This is a genomic window from Labrys sp. ALF-8 (genome assembly GCF_059699065.1).
The window spans coordinates 3229855-3247373 of the sequence record NZ_AP048537.1 but is presented as its reverse complement, the minus strand read 5'-3'; the positions used below and the strand labels follow the sequence as shown (position 1 = coordinate 3247373).

At 65.3% G+C, this 17519-nt stretch carries 16 protein-coding genes; 1 reads left to right on the top strand and 15 read right to left on the bottom strand.

All coding sequences use genetic code 11. The features are described 5' to 3' along the window. Positions 1-150: 150 nt before the first annotated feature. The 9 genes from AC6H34_RS14955 to AC6H34_RS14915 all read right to left on the bottom strand — a co-directional run bounded on the left by AC6H34_RS14955 (position 151) and on the right by AC6H34_RS14915 (position 9880). The gene (locus AC6H34_RS14955) at positions 151-735 is read right to left on the bottom strand and encodes an amino acid synthesis family protein (RefSeq protein WP_497539281.1); all 585 of its coding nucleotides are present in this window, start codon (positions 733-735) and stop codon (positions 151-153) included. 84 nt (positions 736-819) lie between these two features. Then, entirely contained in the window at positions 820-1404 is a 585-nt protein-coding gene (locus tag AC6H34_RS14950; RefSeq protein WP_497539280.1) for an amino acid synthesis family protein, read from the bottom strand. Between the two features lies 1 nt (position 1405). Further along, positions 1406-2272 carry a UPF0280 family protein gene (locus AC6H34_RS14945; protein ID WP_497539279.1) on the bottom strand — a complete coding sequence of 289 codons (867 nt, stop codon included), beginning with the start codon at positions 2270-2272 and terminating at the stop codon, positions 1406-1408. A gap of 69 nt (positions 2273-2341) precedes the next feature. Then, on the bottom strand, positions 2342-3856 hold the full coding sequence (locus AC6H34_RS14940; protein WP_497539278.1) for a 6-hydroxynicotinate reductase: 1515 nt from the start codon (positions 3854-3856) through the stop codon (positions 2342-2344). A gap of 119 nt (positions 3857-3975) precedes the next feature. Next, positions 3976-6609: a phosphatidylglycerol lysyltransferase domain-containing protein gene (locus tag AC6H34_RS14935; protein WP_497539277.1), complete on the bottom strand. Its 2634-nt coding sequence runs from the start codon at positions 6607-6609 to the stop codon at positions 3976-3978. Positions 6610-6958: 349 nt separating this feature from the next. Further along, entirely contained in the window at positions 6959-7321 is a 363-nt protein-coding gene (locus tag AC6H34_RS14930) for a helix-turn-helix domain-containing protein (protein ID WP_448149210.1), read from the bottom strand. After that, positions 7318-7905 carry a Smr/MutS family protein gene (locus AC6H34_RS14925; RefSeq protein WP_448149211.1) on the bottom strand — a complete coding sequence of 196 codons (588 nt, stop codon included), beginning with the start codon at positions 7903-7905 and terminating at the stop codon, positions 7318-7320. Before AC6H34_RS14925 ends, AC6H34_RS14930 begins: the two co-directional genes overlap by 4 nt. Further along, positions 7902-9137 carry a murein transglycosylase A gene (gene mltA / locus AC6H34_RS14920; RefSeq protein WP_497539276.1) on the bottom strand — a complete coding sequence of 412 codons (1236 nt, stop codon included), beginning with the start codon at positions 9135-9137 and terminating at the stop codon, positions 7902-7904. Before mltA ends, AC6H34_RS14925 begins: the two co-directional genes overlap by 4 nt. Before the next feature lie 41 nt (positions 9138-9178). Then, positions 9179-9880, bottom strand: coding sequence for a Tim44/TimA family putative adaptor protein (locus AC6H34_RS14915; RefSeq protein WP_448149213.1), 702 nt, complete (start codon positions 9878-9880; stop codon positions 9179-9181). A 219-nt stretch (positions 9881-10099) separates the two neighbouring features. On the opposite strand from AC6H34_RS14915, the gene AC6H34_RS14910 reads away from it, so the two are divergent. Beyond that, positions 10100-10564, top strand: a complete 465-nt coding sequence (locus AC6H34_RS14910) for an FxsA family protein (RefSeq protein WP_448149214.1) — start codon at positions 10100-10102, stop codon at positions 10562-10564. A 138-nt stretch (positions 10565-10702) separates the two neighbouring features. On the opposite strand, the gene AC6H34_RS14905 is transcribed toward AC6H34_RS14910, so the two are convergent. From AC6H34_RS14905 to AC6H34_RS14880, 6 genes are all read right to left on the bottom strand, one after another. Continuing rightward, positions 10703-11836 carry a Gfo/Idh/MocA family protein gene (locus tag AC6H34_RS14905; RefSeq protein ID WP_497539275.1) on the bottom strand — a complete coding sequence of 378 codons (1134 nt, stop codon included), beginning with the start codon at positions 11834-11836 and terminating at the stop codon, positions 10703-10705. 164 nt (positions 11837-12000) lie between these two features. Beyond that, a complete protein-coding gene (locus AC6H34_RS14900; RefSeq protein WP_497539274.1) occupies positions 12001-12759 on the bottom strand; it encodes a sugar phosphate isomerase/epimerase family protein in 759 nt (252 codons plus the stop codon). 153 nt (positions 12760-12912) lie between these two features. Continuing rightward, on the bottom strand, positions 12913-14034 hold the full coding sequence (locus AC6H34_RS14895) for an ABC transporter ATP-binding protein (RefSeq protein WP_448149217.1): 1122 nt from the start codon (positions 14032-14034) through the stop codon (positions 12913-12915). 5 nt (positions 14035-14039) lie between these two features. Then, positions 14040-14963 carry a carbohydrate ABC transporter permease gene (locus AC6H34_RS14890; protein ID WP_497539273.1) on the bottom strand — a complete coding sequence of 308 codons (924 nt, stop codon included), beginning with the start codon at positions 14961-14963 and terminating at the stop codon, positions 14040-14042. After that, entirely contained in the window at positions 14960-15871 is a 912-nt protein-coding gene (locus AC6H34_RS14885) for a carbohydrate ABC transporter permease (protein WP_448149219.1), read from the bottom strand. Before AC6H34_RS14885 ends, AC6H34_RS14890 begins: the two co-directional genes overlap by 4 nt. 236 nt (positions 15872-16107) lie before the next feature. Continuing rightward, positions 16108-17376, bottom strand: coding sequence for an ABC transporter substrate-binding protein (locus AC6H34_RS14880; protein ID WP_497539272.1), 1269 nt, complete (start codon positions 17374-17376; stop codon positions 16108-16110). Between the last annotated feature and the right edge of the window lie 143 nt (positions 17377-17519).

Below are 17519 nucleotides of genomic sequence, written 5' to 3'. Positions count from 1 at the left end.
ACCTGTTTCGGCCTCGCTTCATGCGAAGCGGGGCCGGCGTAGGAAATAGGCTCGCCACCTGGAGCAAGGCGCGCTCAGGCAGAAGCGCCGCTTTGCTCTAACTCCTTGTTTTTCGCAGCGTCCTTGCGCTCCGTCGAAACACGGAATGCCCTAGCGCAATCCGTCCTCTCCCTTGATCTCGTCCTTGGAGAGACCACCCACGCGTGGCAACGGGCGGCCGCTGTCCGTGACGACGATCGCCACCATGATTTCGTTGGCGCGGGGCGCGTCGGGAACGCGCACCTCCATGGCATCGAAATGGCTGCGTACGAAGGCCGCGTCCTTGTGGCCGAGAGGCACGTCCAGCACACCGCCGAGGCCGCACCGCTTCTTGGCCGACGGGATCAGCGCGGCTCCCTTGCCGAGCGACTTGCGCACGGGCGCGCCCATCCTGGGATGCAGGATGGCGGCTGCATGCTCGAGCTCGCCGTTCTCGCCCACGGCGGCAGCCTTGCCGTAGCTCTCCGCGGAGGAACCCTCGATGCCAAGTGCAGCCACCGCGCGCTTCGTGAGGAGATCGCCGAGTTCCTCACCGATCTCCATCAGCGGCGTGAGATCCTCGACATAGCGGCCTGCGAAGGGATTCTCGATCACGGCCACGGCTGCAGCGCGGCGGGTCGGCGGCTCGACCGGCCGGTCCATCTCCGTGCGGACTTCTTCGAACAGTGTGACGAGTTTGCGGATCTTGGCGGGCATGAGAAACCTCACGATGTGCCGGTCTTCGGGCCGGCGTGGAAACGCGGCGGATGCGGAACGCAGGAGGAAGGACGAAGGCCCGCCCTATCGCAGCCCGTCCAACCCCTTGACGTCCCTGGCAGCGAGGCCACCGACGCGCGCGTGGACGCGCGGCCCCGTGGTCATCACCAGGACGAGGGCGATTTCGTCCGCCTTGGGCGCATCGGCGAGACCGACCTCCATGGCGTCGAAATGGCTGCGTACATAGGAGGCGTTGATGTGGGTGACCGGCACGTCGAGGCGCGTGCCCGGGGCGCCCAGTTTCTTGGTGGAGGGCACGATGGCCTTGGCATCGCCCAGGATCTCGCGCATGGCATAGCCGCCCGGCACATGCCACAGCGCGCCATGTTCCAGCTCGCCGGCCGCGCCGACGATGGCGCCCTTGCCATAGCCCTCGACGATGGCGGGATCGCCGCCGAGCGCGGCCAGCAGCGCCCTCGCCATCTCGAGCCCCAGCGGCTTGAGGTCCTCCATGAAGGGAGCGATCTCCTCGACATAACGCCCGGCGAAGGGGTTGCGGATCACCGAGATGATGGCACCGCGCTTCAGGGGGACCGGGCTCGCCGGCCCTCCCTCGTGGAAAATATCCTCGACGATGATGGCGCGCTTGCGCAGGGCGACTTCGGGCATCTCAGGCTGCTTCCGGTTGAACGAGGGAAAGGGAGGTTGGCACGAGCCTCGTCGCCCCTGCAAGGTGAAGGGCGGCAGCGGCAATAAGGCCCTTGTCGATCAGCTGGCGCGCCCTGATCTCGCCGCCATGCAGGGCTAGCGCGATCTCGTCGAGCGAAAGCGGGCCGACCGCACGAATGACGGCCCGCTCCCCCAGATCGCTGTCCGGCTGCAGCGAGACGGCCGGAGCGCGCGTGATGGCGGGATGACCCGGCAGGTCGACGGCGTTGGCGACGATGGTGGCGGCGGCATCCGCCATGGCTGCCGAAGGCGCCAGCACGGTGACGGCATCTGCGATCCCCAGCGAAAAGCTGCGTCCGCGCCAGCCGGAAGTGGCGATGCCGCCGACGCCGTCATCGGCTCGTATCTGGCTGCGGGCGAACAGGCTCGGACGGTCGGGCCGATCCACAAGACCGATGGCAAAGGCTTCGCCCTCCGCAAGATGCAGGGCGATGTCGCCGCCGTTGTTGACATAGGCGCGAGCCAGCGGCGCTGCAGCCAGCATGGCGGTGAGGATTTCGTCGGCGACGGACCCCGCTACGGCAGCCATCGGCGTGATGAAATGGTCAGCGGCATAGGGCCGTACAGCCGCCTGCATGCGGCGCGCCACGATCCCTTCAGCCTCGGGACCACCGGATTGCTGCCGAGCACGCAGCAAAGGCAGTTCGGCACAGAGCGCATCGAGCAGGCCATCGAAGCGGTACGTCGCGGCCCGATAAGCCGCTCGTACCGCGTCAGCCTCTCCAAAGGCCTCGATGACGAGATCGATCGGCCCGTGCTGCAGATGCAGGCGATGGCCATCCGCCAGGAGGGAGGCTTGGAACGTCATGGCCGCCAGCCTCGTCGGTCGGGCACCGCCGTTCCGCGCTTCCTGCGCCTCGGGCTCCTGTCCGCCTCCTCACCCATGCGAGCGCTTCGCGTCGTGCGGCATCAGCGGCCAGGGATTGTCCTCGCGGTGGCGCACACCCTTGGCCCCCGTGATGTCGGACAGAGGCCTGACATGCGCGACATGCCCGCCCATCGCCTCGTAGTCGTCGAGGCGGAGGGTGAATTCGACAGGGGCCACCAGCGCCGGTGTGGGCACATAACCGAAGGCGTTCTCGGGCAGCCGTGTGACATCGACCATGAAGGTGATACCGCCACCCGGCCATACATAGACGGGGGCACCGCCGCAGGTGACATAGGTGAGCGCGTCCTTCACCGAGCGCGTGAGCCGTACCGGGTTCTCGGTGACGCCCGCGCGCAGCGAGCCGCCCGCGCCACCGATGAACAGCACGGTCGCGAGGGCTGGCTCGCAATTCTCCGCGATGCGCTCGACCGACTCGACCAGATTCGGTGGCAGATCTTGCCTTACCGGCAGGAGATTCTCATCGAGTTCGTAATAGGCGTAGTGCTCTCCCGTAGTGCTCACCATCAGCAGGCGAAGGCCCGGCCATGCCACCTTCGGATCGAAGGGACCGAGGATGGAGAGCGGGTCGTCGATATCGGTGCCGCCCCAGCCGGTTCCGGGTTGCGCAACCTGGAAATAGCGGCCGGGCGTCGATCGCCGCCCCTTCATCTTGATACCGGTATCGGGAATGCCGAGCAGCTTGCCGGCCTGATGCTCCGAGAGCACGCCGGTGATATGGTCGTCGACGACGACGACCTCGTCGGCCCTGCCCTCCCACTGCTTGGCGAAGATGCCGATGGTGGCAGAGCCGCAGCCAACGCGCATCCGCTGCTCGCGCTGCCCGTTGACGATGGGCGGCTTGCCTGCCTCGATGACTAGAGTGGCCCCGTCATCCACCGTCATTTCCACCGGCTTGCCGTTGCAGAGATCGAGCAGGGCATCGCAAGTGACGCGGCCTTCCTTCTTGGAGCCGCCCGTGAGGTGATGCACCCCGCCCAGCGAAAGCATCTGCGAGCCGTATTCGCCCGTGGTGACGTGTCCCACCGCCTCACCCTTCACCCGCACCGTGCTCTGTTCGGGACCGACGAAGCGGTCGGTGTCGATCTTCACCTTCACGCCGCAATAGGAAAAGATACCCTCGGTGACCACCGTGACCATGTCGACGCCGTCGACCTCGGAGGACACGATGAAGGGCGCCGGCTTGTAGTCCGGATATGTGGTGCCGGCGCCGATCGCGGTGACGAATTTCTCCGAACCGGCCACCAGCATGCCATCCCATCCGTCGCCTCCGCCGAACGGTACGACCTCGCCGCCTTCGGCCACGGTGCGTTCCAGGAGGACGAGGGGATCGACCCGCACGAGCACGCCGTTGTCGTTGGCGTAGCGGTCGCAGGCGCCGCTCATGCCCGGCTTGATGTAGCACATCACCGGGCAGGCGTCGCAGCGGATCTTGTCGTCGGCGCCGGGCTGGAGCGAAGGCGCGGCGAACTCGCTATGGGCGGAGAACTCGCTATAGGTGGTCATGCGCGACCCTCGGCACTTCGGAGAAGCGGTCCAATATCGTTTGTGTACTAACAATATTCGGCGGGTTGAGACAGACTGTCAAGCGCGGCGACGGCTTGAACATTCCAAGCCGCGACACTTCACGCGCGAGACGTCCCCGCACTGCCCTTTTCGATCAGCGCCGTGACATCCTGCAGGATGGTCGGCAGGGCGAAACCCGCCGTGCAGGCGAGGTACCGTGTCTCGAATTGGGGATTGAAGCGGGCCTTGAAGCCGCGCAGTTCATCGAAATTGGGAATGTGGTCGCCAAAGCGGAACAGCAGCGGCGTGACCCGCTGCCAGGCCAGGCCGAGATTCTCGGTCGCGCGGGCGGGATTGGGCGTAAGGCCGAGATCGAAGCGCCTTACGCCGCGCGCCTTAGCAAGACGCAGCAGGCGCAGCAGCATGAAATCGAGCACATTCGGGCCGAGATCGGGAAGATAGCGCAGTATGTCGACCGCCCACTCCTCATTGCCGCCGCTGCGCAGCACCACGGCGAAGCCGACGATCTCGCCCGCCCGCCGCAGGATCGCGCAGTCGTTGACCCCGATCCATTCGGGTGCGAAGCGGCCGATGACGAAATGCCCCTCATGCCGCCCGGTACCCGCCAGCCACGCCTGCGACACCGGCTCCAGGAGCGGGATGCTTGCCGCCACGGCGCCGGCGGGCACGAGATCGAGGCTGAGGGAATGGATGTCCGCCCAGCTGAAGACGGCATTGGCGCCGCTGAAGGGCTCATCCGGCAAGACGGCGAGATCGATCCAGGCGTGGTCCCCGATCGGCGTCAGGATCAAGCCTGCCTCGAGGTAGTCGGCGCGCCTTCTTGGCGAGGCCGAGAGCACGACCGGCCAGAGGCGTTCCTGTTCGGCACGTTCCCCGAACACCCACAGCAGGTCCTGGGCAAGGGTGGGAGCCCCCATCGGATCCCCCAGGGCGATCGAAGATCCGCCGGAGCGCGCCACCACCATGGCGGCATCGCCCTGGTCGCTCGCAAGCAGCATCTGACCCGGCAGCAGGGCAAGGCGCGCTTCTGCCGATGCCTCGCGCGCGACCAGGCCACTGAGATCGACGGCACTCGCGGGCACCAGGCCGATGCCGCCCTTCCAATAGACAGTGAGGAAACCGATGGCGATGGCGGCAGTGACCGTGAGGCTGGTCGAACGCAGGAAACGGGACATCTCGTAGCCATGGCCGAAACGCAGCCATAGATCGGGTGCGTACTCGACGAAGCGGAAGGCGAAGAAGCCGATCCACACCGTTACCGCCAGCATGGCGGCGATGGCGCCGAGCAGCAGCGGCGAATAGTCGACCCCGAACAGCGTGGCGCTCCGGGGAAAGGCAGGCCGGCTGAGCGCCAGCACCACGAGGGCGGCGCAAAGCGTCAGCATGAACCGCCAGTCGGCGCTGCGCAGGAGCGTGGCGACGGTGGCCACGATCAGCACGATCATCGCCGCCCGCCAGGCCGACTCGATGCGCCGGATCAGTCCACGCGCCAGGAAGAGCAGCGCGACGCCCGCCAGCGAGGCTATGAGGTGCGAAAGCTCCAGCACCGGCAGGGGCACGAGATCGGTGAGCAGCACCCGCCGCGCCTCGCTCGCCGGGACGGCCCCGGTGATCAGGAGCGCGCCCCCCGCGAGGAACATGGCGCCGGACACCAGGATCGGTGCCAGCGGCTTCATGATGCTGGATACCTGGTCCACCATCTTGCCGACGAAATGGCGGCGGCGGGCAAGCTCGTAGGCGCCCAGGATCGCAAGGGCCAGGGCGAAGGGGATGAAATAGTAGATCACCCGAAACAGGATGATGCGCCCAAGCAGGATGGGTTCGGGAATCGAAGGCAGCGCCACCAGCATCGTGGCCTCGAAAGGCCCCAGCCCGCCGGGGGAATGGCTGAGCACGCCAAGGAAGGCGGCCAGCACGTAGATCACCATGAAGGTGAAGAAAGGAATGTTCGCCGCCTGCTCCGGCAGCAGCACATACAGGGCGCCGGCGCCCGCACAGACGTCGAAGACCCCGAGCACGATCTGCATGGCGGTGACCTTGCCGCCGGGCAGTGGCATCGACCAGCCCTCGATGGCAACCACACGCCTGCCGGTGGAGACATAGGCGACATAGCCGATGATGATGGAGATCAGGATGATGCCGATCCCCATGTTGAAATAGAGCGGCAAGTGGTCAACACCGGCAACCGACTGGGGCACAAGGAGGAGGCCGAAGGCCAGTACCGCCCCCATGCCGAGCCAGAAGGTGAGCGTGCACACCAGGGTGAGCGCGGCGATCTGTGGCCCGGAGAGGCCGGCACCGCCATAGACGCGGTATCGCACCACGCCGGCCGTGAGCAGCGGCACGCCGAGGGTGTAGCTGATGGCGTAGGACGTGAAGGAACCGATGGCGGCGGTAGAGTAGGAAATATCCCTAGCGCCGATCTGCTTCAGCGCCAGCCCGTCATAACCGGTGAGGGCGAGATAGGAGAAGGCGGTGAAGAGGATCGAGAGGGCGATGGCGAGGACGGGCGTCGCGGTGAAGCCCGCGACCACCTCCTCCGGCTTGACGCTGCGCAGCAGCGACGCGAGCACCACCAGCGCGCCGACGAAGAGAGCGATGGAGAGGACCGGGCCGACATAGTTCCACGGCACGCGGCGCAGGACACGCCTGAGCATGGACAGGCGTCCCCCTTCCGGGGGCAGGACGAGCAATGTCGATGCCGGCTTGTTCTCGTCCTTATCCGCCGTCACGCATCGACTCCCGAACCTCGGTCCTTCAACAGGCCTGCCTTATGCGCGCAGGAAGACCGAATTGTGAAGAGGCCGTCGCTCGAATTGGCAAAAGCATGGCCGGATTCCGCCCAGTCATCACTGCCCGAGAGGAAGGCGCCGTTCGAAGAATGGCCACATGCCGCATCAGCCCGCAAGGATGCAATGGTGCGCCACATCATCTCCGATGATCCGGCAGGTGATCGCATGGGGTTTGCAGCGGGCATTGGAGAGCGGGTCGGTTCAAGCGTTCGGCCGGCTTCATATCATCCGTTCATCGATCTGAATAAGGACCGAGAGTGCTGCGGCACGGAAAGGGCGAGCCCGGCGGTCACTCCCGGCTGATCGTCCTCAGCCGGGAGAGCATCGCCTTGACCTCCGTCTCGGGCAGTGCGGCGATGTCTCGTGCCAGGCGGTTGGCGAGTTCCGTCGCCTGCGGCGACAACCCGGCGGTATCGACCACCACGCGCGGATCGGAGAGGGCCGCGAGGCGCTGCAGATCCTCCGCCTCGTCCCAGATGATGTTGAAATGGGCAATGATGCGCTGGATCAGCAGCCAGGTCGGCCGCCCCCGCTTGCCATGCTCGAGGGCGGAGAGATAGGCGGGAGAAACGCCCAGTTCGGCCGCCATCTGCTTCAGGCTCTGCCCCCTGGCGGCGCGGAGATCGCGCAATTTGGCGCCGAAAGGCGTCACGGGTGATGGCTCCTGCGCAGGCGCCGCAAGCGGACGTAGAGAGCACCGCCGCCGCCATGCCCCTGATGAGCCTCCTCGAAACCGAGGACGAGGGGTCTCAGGTCCGGCATGCGAAGCCACTGCGGCACCACGCGACGAAGGACGCCGCGCTCATCGGAGGAGAACAGGGATTCGCCACCGGATCCACCCTTGCCGGTAATCACCAGCACCATCGAATAGCCGCGCATCTGCGCGATGGCCAGAAATCCCCGCAGGGCACCATGCGCTTCGGCCTGGCGCATGCCGTGCAGATCGATGCGGGCATCGATCGCTCGGGTGCCGCGGACGACCTGGCGACGCTCGTGCTTGTCGATGGGTGCGATCGGCGGCAGGACGGGCACCTGCGGCTTGGCAGGGCGCGGAGCGGTCGCCTTGGCCTTAGGCACAGGCTTGGCGGCAGGGCCTGCCGCGGGCTCCGGCAAACTCTCCGGTGGTTTCGGCTCAGCCTTGCGGCGGCGGCGTTTGAGAGGGGTCACCTCGCGGGTGACGAACGCCCAGAGCTCCTTGTCCTCGGATGTCAGTTCCTTGCGGCGGCGAGTGGTCATGACGGGCTACCAGGTCTGGAAGCCGCCTTCGGCCACAAAACGTAGAACTCCCCGCCATGGCGCACGGCACCCGCCACGGCGCCCGCTTCCTCGCCGGAGCCGAAGAAAATATCGGCACGCGCCGCGCCCACGATGGCCGAGCCGGTATCCTGCGCTATCATCAATTTACGAATGACCTGCGGCTTCACGCCCCCTCCCACATCAGGGATGGCGGTGTCGACGAAGACGGGCAGGCCATACGGCCAGATCTTGCGGTCGACGGCAATGGAGCGCAACGGCGTGACCGGCAGTCCCTCGCCGCCGATGGGACCGGCGTCCGGGCCCAGGAAGGGCGCGATCTTGAAGAAGACGAATGATTTGTTCTCCTGCATCACCTCGCGTGCAACCGAGGGGTCCTTGGCGAGGAAGGCCCTCAGGCTTGCCATCGTGATCTCACGGGGCGGCACGTCGAGCCTCTGCGCCACGATCCTGCCGATGCCTGTATAAGGCTGGCCGTTCTTGCCTGAATAAGCATAGCGAACGGTATCGCCCTTGGGCAGGCGCAGCCTCCCGGATCCCTGCACCTGCATGAAGAAGCGATCGACGGGATCGGCGACATAGCCGATCTCGAGCCCTCGTCCATCCAGCGCGCCCTCCTCGATGGCCTTGCGGTCGGGATAGATCTCCAGGCTGCCGTCCGGCTTGCGCCTCGCGGCGGTGTAGCCCTCGAAGCCGGAGGGAATGGCGTTGGGATCGAGGGTCACGAGATCGGCGGGGCGGTCGAGCAAGGGCGTCTGATAAGGCCCTTCGCGGACCAGCGAACCCCGAATCTCCGGCTCGTAGTAGCCCGTGTAGAATGCCTTGCCAGCAACGGGACCGCTGCCTTCGGGAGGCCGGATGCGCCAGACCGTGAAATTGTCCTGGAAGAAGTCCCGGGCGGCGTTCGCCGAAAGCGTCCCCAGGCCGAGCGCTTTCTGGCAGAGGCCCGCGAGGTCCGGCGGCACCGGAACGCCATCATTAAGGGCTGGATTGTCCTGCGCCTGCGATCGGCAGGAGGCGAGCCAGACCTGGAAGGCCTTGGCGTGATCGTCACGCCGCCAGCCGGGCAGGGAACGGAACGGCACGGGATCGGCGCGGGTGCCGGCAGGCAAAGGCGGAGGCACAGGCCTGGCGGTCCTGCTTTCGGCCGCTCCAGCCAGGCCGGCGATCACGGCGAGGGCCGGGAGGAGGCCAAATCTCCAGGGACTGTGCATGGCATGGATACCGTCGCCCGCGTGCTCCGCTCCGAAAGCGCCTATTCGCCGGTGGCGACCAGGCGCCAGTTCGGATCGCGCGTGCTGGTGTCCCGCGCGAAGGTCCAGGTGTCGGTGACGGTCGCGACCTTGTCGAGGCTGCCATCGACGATCGCGCCGGACTTGTCCTTGGTGGCGTTGATCATCTGGGAAACGAAACGCACGGCCACCTCGGCCATGCGGCCCTTGACGACGGCCTGCGTGATCTCGGCCTTGTCGATCGACACGAAGGTGGACTGAACGGTTTCACCGCGCGCCTCGCGTTCCGTGATGTCCTGCGAGAAGGCGTCGAAATTCTCGCGGGAGAGCAGGCCCTTCAGCGTCTTGCGGTCCCCGTTGTTGTAGGCGGTGACGATCATCTCGTAGGCCGCCTTGGCGCCGGCCGCGAAGGTACGGGGCTGGAAGCTCGGATCGAGCCCGGCGATGGCGTCGAAGCCCGCGGCCAGTGCAGAGCCCGGCTCTGCGTAGCCCTCCCACTGGAACGTGCTGGGCGCAGGCGCCTCGCCCGGAATGCCGGCCTCGACCTCGCGCGAAGGAACCGTAATGACCTTGTCGTCCCTCACGGTGGGCGGCGCATCCCGGCGAAGCCCCTCGAAAGGCGGCGGCTCCGCACCCGTCCGTTCGCCCAGCACCGAGCGCAGCTTGAAGATCACGAAGACCGCAAGCCCGAGAAAAACGAGCGTGATGATATCGAAACTGCCCATCTGACCTTCAGCATCCAACCGAACGAACCAAAGTTCGAAATATCGGCTTCACACCCCCATGGCAATGGCGGGCACCCAACCTATATGGTGTCAAATATGTAACTTGCCAGTCTCCATGCTAGCATGAACATTAAACGTGGTCAGCATGCGGCAGGTTCCGCTCAGGCTCCCGGGGTGGGAGCCGCGACACAGAAGGCTCCCGAGGGAGTAACCGCGCCGATGATCGCACGCAGCTTCAACGTTCCCGCCGGCTGGGCCTGGCTCGGCCTTGCAGGGGTGGTGATTCTACCTTTCGCCGAGCTCACCGCCTTCTTCTGGGTGGCTTCGCGTGTCGGCCTGCCTTTGGCGTTGATCGCGCTGGTGGCCACCTCCTTCATCGGCCTCTCGCTATTGCGCCGGCAAGGAACCGCGGCCTTCAGCCGGCTGATACGCGCTCTGCAGGGCGGAGAGCCGAACGGCGCGGCGTGGGAGAGCATGCGAGTGGCGCTCGGCGGCGTCCTGATGATCATCCCCGGCTTCGTAACCGACGTGATCGGCTTTGCCCTGATCCTGCCGAGCCTCCTCAAGCAATGGCAGGAAGGCCCGGCGACGCCCCGCCGCCCGAACTCCGGCCGCCCCGGTGCGGCCAATGCCGATCCCAAGGTGATCGACCTCGACAGGGACGAGTGGAAACCCATCGACTAAGACCGAGTGCATGTCGGGTCGAACCGCTTATACGGCCTGACACGCAGAGATCATGAGCATCTTGTGATTCATGGCGATTCGGCCTGAAGGCGGGATGATCCAGCCCGCCTCGCCGGAAAGCGCAATACAACGGCGAGCTCAGGCCAGCAGAGTCCGCGCCTCGACATCGCTCAGCGCCTCTGGGCGTTCGCATCCCTGTTCGATGGCCACCGCCCGGTTCTGCGTGGCGGCTGCGAGGATGCCCTCCATGATTGCCAGCACATGCAGACCGATCTCGCCATTGGCGCGGTGCGGGCGCTTGTCCACGATGCCACGGGCCATGTCGGCGAGGCCGAGGCCGCGGTAGTTGGCCACACGCGGTGTATCCTTGGGCCAATTCGCCTCGCCGAACCGGTCACCGCTGGTGGCGTGGGCCTGCCAGGGCTCGCGTCCGATGGCGAGCGATACATCGCCGCCGAACCAGTTTGGATCGGGTACGCGCATCGAACCCACCGTGCCATGCAATTCCAGGGGCAGTTGCCCGTGAGCCCACACGTCCCAACTCGCCATGAAGGCGATGTGGGCGCCCGACTTGAAGGCCAGCAGGGCCTGGATCGAGGTGGGTGTCTCGACCTTGATGCGCTGGCCGTTGAAGGGAGAGCCTTCGGTGGTGACGACACGCTCCTCGAAGCCACTCTGGCTCAGAGCCACCACGCTGGCGACCGGCCCCAGCAAGGTGACGAGGGCAGAGAGATAATAGGGTCCCATGTCGAAGACGGGGCCCGCCCCCGGCTTGAAGAAGAACTCCGGATTGGGGTGCCAGGCCTCCATGCCATGGCCCATCACCGCCGCCGTGCCGATCAGGGGCTTGCCGATCTCGCCGCCATCGATACGGCGGCGGGCGTCCTGGATGGCCGCGCCGAGGACCGTATCCGGCGCGGTGCCGAGCCTGACTCCCCTCGCCCTGGCCGCATCTGTGAGCCTGATGCCGTCGGCCAGGCGCGTCGCCAGCGGCTTCTCGCTGTAGACGTGCTTGCCGGCCTCCACCGCCGCCATCGAGACCCCTGCATGGGCCTCGGGGATCGTGAGATTGAGGATGATGTCGATATCGCGCGCGGCAAGGACTTCGGCGATGCTGCGCTTCTGCAGGCCATATTTCGCCGCCTGCCTCTGCGCCGCCTCATCCTTGAGGTCTGCGCAGGCCACGAAGTCGTAATCGCGGAACAGGCCGGCGTTGATGAGGTAGATGTCCGAAATATTGCCGCAGCCGATCAATCCGACGCGCAAGGGCATGATGGTCTCCTGAAATTCTTCGGCGTGCCGGTCTTCGGACCGGCATCACAAAGTTCACGTTGGATCGGCGCGCGCCTCAACTGCACGGCAGGCGGGAGGCGAACTCGGACCTGTTCATGCCCGGAGGCTGTCCCAGGCATCCCCCCCAGTTGAGGGCGTGCGGCTCAGGCATTCGCCAGCTTGCGCATCGCCTCGGCGCTGACCGTGGCGAAGCGCTTGAGATCGGAGGGGTTGTCGTGCTCTGCCACCATGATCTGCGCGCCCGCCTTGACGCAAAGGGGCCAGATGGTTTCCCAACCCACCACGCCGGTGCCGACGTCCGCCCAGCCATCCTCGCTGATGTTCTCGCCAGCCGGGGCGATGTCCTTGACATGGACGAGCGGCATGATCGATCCGTAGCGATCGATCCAGGGTTTGGGATCGGCCTTGGCCCGCACGATCCAGGCGACGTCGGCCTCCCACTTCACGCCCTCTGTTAGAATATGCTCGATCGGGAAGGATCCATCCGGCAGGGCGACGAATTCGAAATCATGGTTGTGCCAGGCAAAGCCACGGCCGGCCTTGCGTACCTTCTCGCCAACTTCGGCGAGGCGTTCCCCGAAAGCCTTCCAGCCAGCCGTGTCGGTGGGACGGGCTGCAGGGACGAGGTAGGGCACGACGACCGTTTCGATGCCGAGCGCATCGGCGATGCCGAGATTGCGGTCCAGCTCGCCCTCGAGGGAGTCGATGCCGAAATGGCCGCTGCGCGCCGTAAGGCCGAATTCCTGGAAAAGCTGGCTGGCAGCAGGAACATCCACGTAGAAGGCGCCATAGGGCTCGACAGTGTCGAAGCCCGCATCGGCGATGGTCCTGAGCTGGTCCCTGAGCGGGGGAAAATTGCGGGCTGAGTAGAGCTGAAAAGAGAGCGGATTGGTGAGAGCCACGACAGGTCCTTTCTGAAAATGAGAAGAATCAAAGGGTTGGAAGAAGGTGAAGGGGCGCGACGCCCACCTCCCCTTGGCGGCAGGGGTGAAAGGAAGTCTGGAGCGAGGGGCGAGGAACGCCGGCCTTTCCGGGCAGTGTTCGCGATGTCTTTTTCATAACCTCACCCCCGTCTCGGCGTCGAAAAGGGAGGCTCTGGCGACATCGAAGTGGAAGGCGATTTCTGCGCCGCTCCGAACCGTGTTGTCGCCGTCGACGCGAATGGTCGCGGGCGCTCCGCTGAGGGTGGTCCACAGCACGGTGTCGGCGCCCATCGGCTCGACGATGGTGACATTGCCGCGCGTGGAGTGCGTTCCGGTCGGCCCCGCGCCGATCTCGATATGCTCCGGGCGAATGCCGAAGACGGCCCTGCACTCACCGGGCTGGGCGGCAAAGGCGTAGGGCGCGAGGTCGATGCTCTCGCCTGCCGCCTCGAAGCGCCAGGCGCCGTCCGGGCTGTGCGCGACGCGTCCTTCGATGAAGTTCATGCTCGGCGAACCGATGAAGCCGGCGACGAATTGGTTGGCCGGCCTGTGGTAGATCTCCAGCGGGCCCGCCAGCTGCTGGATCACGCCGCCCTTCATCACCGCGATGCGATCGGCGAGCGTCAGGGCCTCGATCTGGTCGTGTGTGACGTAGATCATGGTGTTCCCGAGATCCTGGTGGAGCTTCTTGATCTCCACGCGCAGTTCGTTGCGCAGCTTGGCATCGAGGTTCGAGAGGGGCTCGTCGAAGAGGAAGACATCGACATTGCGTACGAGGGCGCGGCCGATGGCGACTCGCTGGCGCTGGCCGCCTGAAAGCTCGGAAGGCCTGCGCTGGAGAAGCGGTTCCAGCTGCAGCAGCTTGGCCGCCTTCGAGACGCGCCTGGCGATCTCGTCCTTGGGCACCCCGGCTATCCTGAGGCCGAAGGACATGTTGCCCTCGACGCTCATGCGCGGGTAGAGCGCATAGGACTGGAACACCATGCCGATGCCTCGGTCGGCGGGCTCGGCCCAGGTCACGTTCCTGCCGGAGATCCAGATTTCGCCGTCGGTGATGTCGAGCAGGCCTGCGATGGCATTGAGCAGCGTGGACTTGCCGCAGCCCGATGGGCCGAGCAGCACGATGAACTCGCCCTGGCGAACATCGAGCTGGAGATTGTCGAGTACGGTGACGGCACCGTAGCGGATGGCGAGGTCCTTGACCGAGACGGACAGGTTCCCGGCCGCTGCGGGGGCATTCACGGGAGCTTCCATGACATCTATCCCTTGACTGCGCCGGCAGCGATGCCGCGCACGAACCAGCGGCCGGAAATGAAGTAGACGAAGAGCGGCACGGCGGCGGTAAGCAGCGTCGCCGCCATGTTGACGTTGTAGGCCCGCTCGCCGGTCGTCGAATTGACGATGTTGTTGAGCTGCACCGTCATCGGCACGTTGCCGCCCCCTGCAAAGGTCAGGCCGAGCAGGAAGTCGTTCCAGATACCCGTTACCTGCAGGATCGCGGCGACGATGAGCATCGGCGTCGACATCGGCAGCAGCACGTAGAAGAAGATCTGCCAGAAGCCGCCCCCGTCCACGCGCGCCGCCTTGAAGAGTTCGACGGGCAAGCTGGCGTAGTAGTTGCGGAAGATCAGCGTCATCAGCGGCATGCCGAAGATGGTGTGCACGATGATGATGCAGGGCAGCGTCCCGAACATGCCCGCCGAGGCGAAGATGCGCACGAAGGGATAGATGAAGACCTGGTAGGGGATGAAGGCGCCGATGAGCAGTACGGCGAACAGGAGATTGGCGTATCTCACGTTCCACAGCGACAGCGCGTAACCGTTTATGGCGCCGGCCGCGATGGAGATCACGAGGCTCGGCAACAGGATTTTCACCGAATTGAGGAAGCCGACGCTGATGCCGTTGCAGGCCAGGCCCGTGCAGGCGCTCGACCAGGCCGCCTTCCAGGCTGTCAGGTCGAAGGACTGGGGCATGGCGAAAATCTGCCCCTGCCGGATCTCGTCCATGGTCTTCAGCGAGGTCAGCACCATCACCAGGGCCGGCAGCAGGAAGAAGGCCGCAGCCATAACCAGGAAGACATAGAGGCCGATGCGCCCGGCGGTGAGGCGTGCGGGTCTGGCGCCGCGCGCCGTTACCGCACTGCGGGGGGCAGCCGCCGACGCATTTGCAGTCGTCACGCTCATGTCGGCTTCCTCCCCTGCATGCGGAAATAAGTGCGGTAGAGCCAGGGGCTGACCACGCAGATCACGGTGACCAGCATCACGGTGGCGGCGGCGGTGGCGAGGCCGATGTTCTGGCGCTGGCCGAGATTGTCCATCACGAACTTGGCCGGCATCTCGGAGGCCGTGCCCGGACCGCCGTTGGTGAGCGCCACCACGAGGTCGAACACCTTGATCACGGCTATGGAAAGCAGCACCGTCGCCGTGGTGATGGTGGGAGTGAGGATGGGAAGGATGATCGAGGTATAGACCCGCCATGACGGGATGCCGTCGATCCTGGCAGCCTTCCACAATTCGGTGTCGACTCCCCTGAGGCCCGCCAGCATCAGGGCCATGACGAGGCCCGAGGCCTGCCAGATGGCGGCGATGACGAGGGCGAAGACGGCCATTCCGGAGTTGACCGCCCAATCGAAGGTGAAGCTCGTCCATCCCCAGCTCCGCACCGTGTTCTGGATGCCGAGGTTGGGGTTCATGAGCCATTGCCACACCAGCCCCGTGACGATGAAGGACATCGAATAAGGGTATAGGAAGATGGTGCGGAAGGTGTTCTCGAAACGGATCTTCTGGTCGAGGGCGACGGCCAGGAGGAAGCCCGTGATCAGGCAGATCGCGATGAACAGCACGCCGAAGACGACCAGGTGCCAGACCGACACCTGCCAGCGGTCGGATGCAAACAGGCGCGCATACTGGTCGAAGCCGACGAAATTGTAGACCGGCAGCAGCTTGGACGAGGTGAAGGAAATCACCACTGTCCAGATCACGGTGCCGACATAGGCGAGTACCACGACGATCCAGGCGGGAATGAGGGCCAGCGCGGCCATGCTCAGGCGCGAGGGACGTCGGGGACGCGACAATCTTGCAGGCTCGGCCATGGCGACCTCCTTCAGGATTGATCTTGCGGGAAGGGAAGCCCGGTATCGGGGGCATCCCCGTCACAGGACGCTGGTCTGCCGGGAAAGACGCCGGTTGGGAGTGCCGTCCCGCCGCATCGGCTTTGATCGATGAGGCTTGCGATCGACAAATCACGCATCGACGCGTCTTGCGGGGGAGGAAGATGGCGATCGGCGATCGCCATTCCGCATTTCGCCCGCGGTCCCGGGAGAACGGCCTACTCGGCCGACTTGAGAGCGTCCGTGAACTTGGCGGTAAACTCCTCGGCAGTCACGTTCTTGTTGTTCCAGTAATTGGTGATCACGTCCTCGAGCGCCCCGACGAGGTCGGCACTGGCCAGCATGTCGATCACCGGAGTCTGATGCGAGGGATCGGCGAGAAGCTTCATTCCCTTCTGCGCGCAGGCATCGAACTTGGCGGCATCGACGTCGGTGCGCACGGGCATCGAGCCCTTCTGGATATTGAACAGCACCTGCGTCTCCGGGGAGAGCATGGTGGAGGCGAGCAGGTTCTGGGCCTTGATCTGTCCGGCATCGCTGGTCTTGGGGAAGACGAAGACGTCGCCGCCGATCACCAGTTCCTTGTCGTCGATGCCGATCTGGCAATAGAAGTCCTTGCCGGCTTCCTTGTTGGCGGCCTTGAATTCACCCTTGGCCCAGTCTCCCATGAACTGCACGCCGGCCTTGTTGGTGATGAGGAGCGCCGTCGTGTCGTTCCAGTTGCGCCCCGGCGAGCCGGCATCCGTGAAGTTGCGCAGCTTACCGAAGATCTCGACGGTCTTCTTGAATTCGGGCGTGTCGATGGCGGCGAGGTCATGCTTGGCATAGAGCCGCATGAAGACATCCTTGCTGACCGATTGCAGCACGACATTGAAGAGCAGGCGCTCCTGCCACGGCTCGCCCCCTTGCGCGAGGGGGATGAAGCCGGCGGCCTTGATCTTGTCGAGATCGGCCAGGAATTCGTCCCAGCTGGCGGGCGGAGCGCTGATGCCCGACTTGTCCAGCACCTCCTTGGAGTAGAACGCCCAGTTCTGGCCATGGACGTTGACGGGAACGGCATACATGTGGCCGTCGCGGCTGGCCGCCTCGATGAAGGAGGGCGGCAGGAAGCTCTTCCACTTGCCTTCTTCGGCAACCTGGTCGACCGTGTTCAGGAGGCCCTGGCTGACGAGGTCATCGAACTGCTTGCCCGTGTTGAACTGGGATGCGGTCGGCGGATTGCCGCCGACGATACGGTTGATGGCCGCCGACCGGGCTGCCTGGCCGCCGGCAACGGCCGAATCCACCCAGATGCCGCCGGCCTTGGTGTACTGATCCGCGAAGACCTTGACCGCCGCGGCCTCGCCGCCGGAGGTCCACCAATGCATCACCTCCGCCTTGGGTTTGTCCTGCGCCAGTGCGGCGCCTGCGAAGGTGAGGCCGGCCAGAACCGCGGCGATGGCCGTAAGGGAATGACGGACGGGCAAAATTTCGGGCATTTTTACCATGGACATTCTCCCTGAAGCGTTGCATGTTGCATTTATGTAATCGATTGCACGCCAGCGGATATTGATTGCGATCGACGATCATGTCAAGGGGGGAGTTGCAGAAGCCCGACAGAGCGCGCAAAGGGAGAACGAAGCGCGCTTTC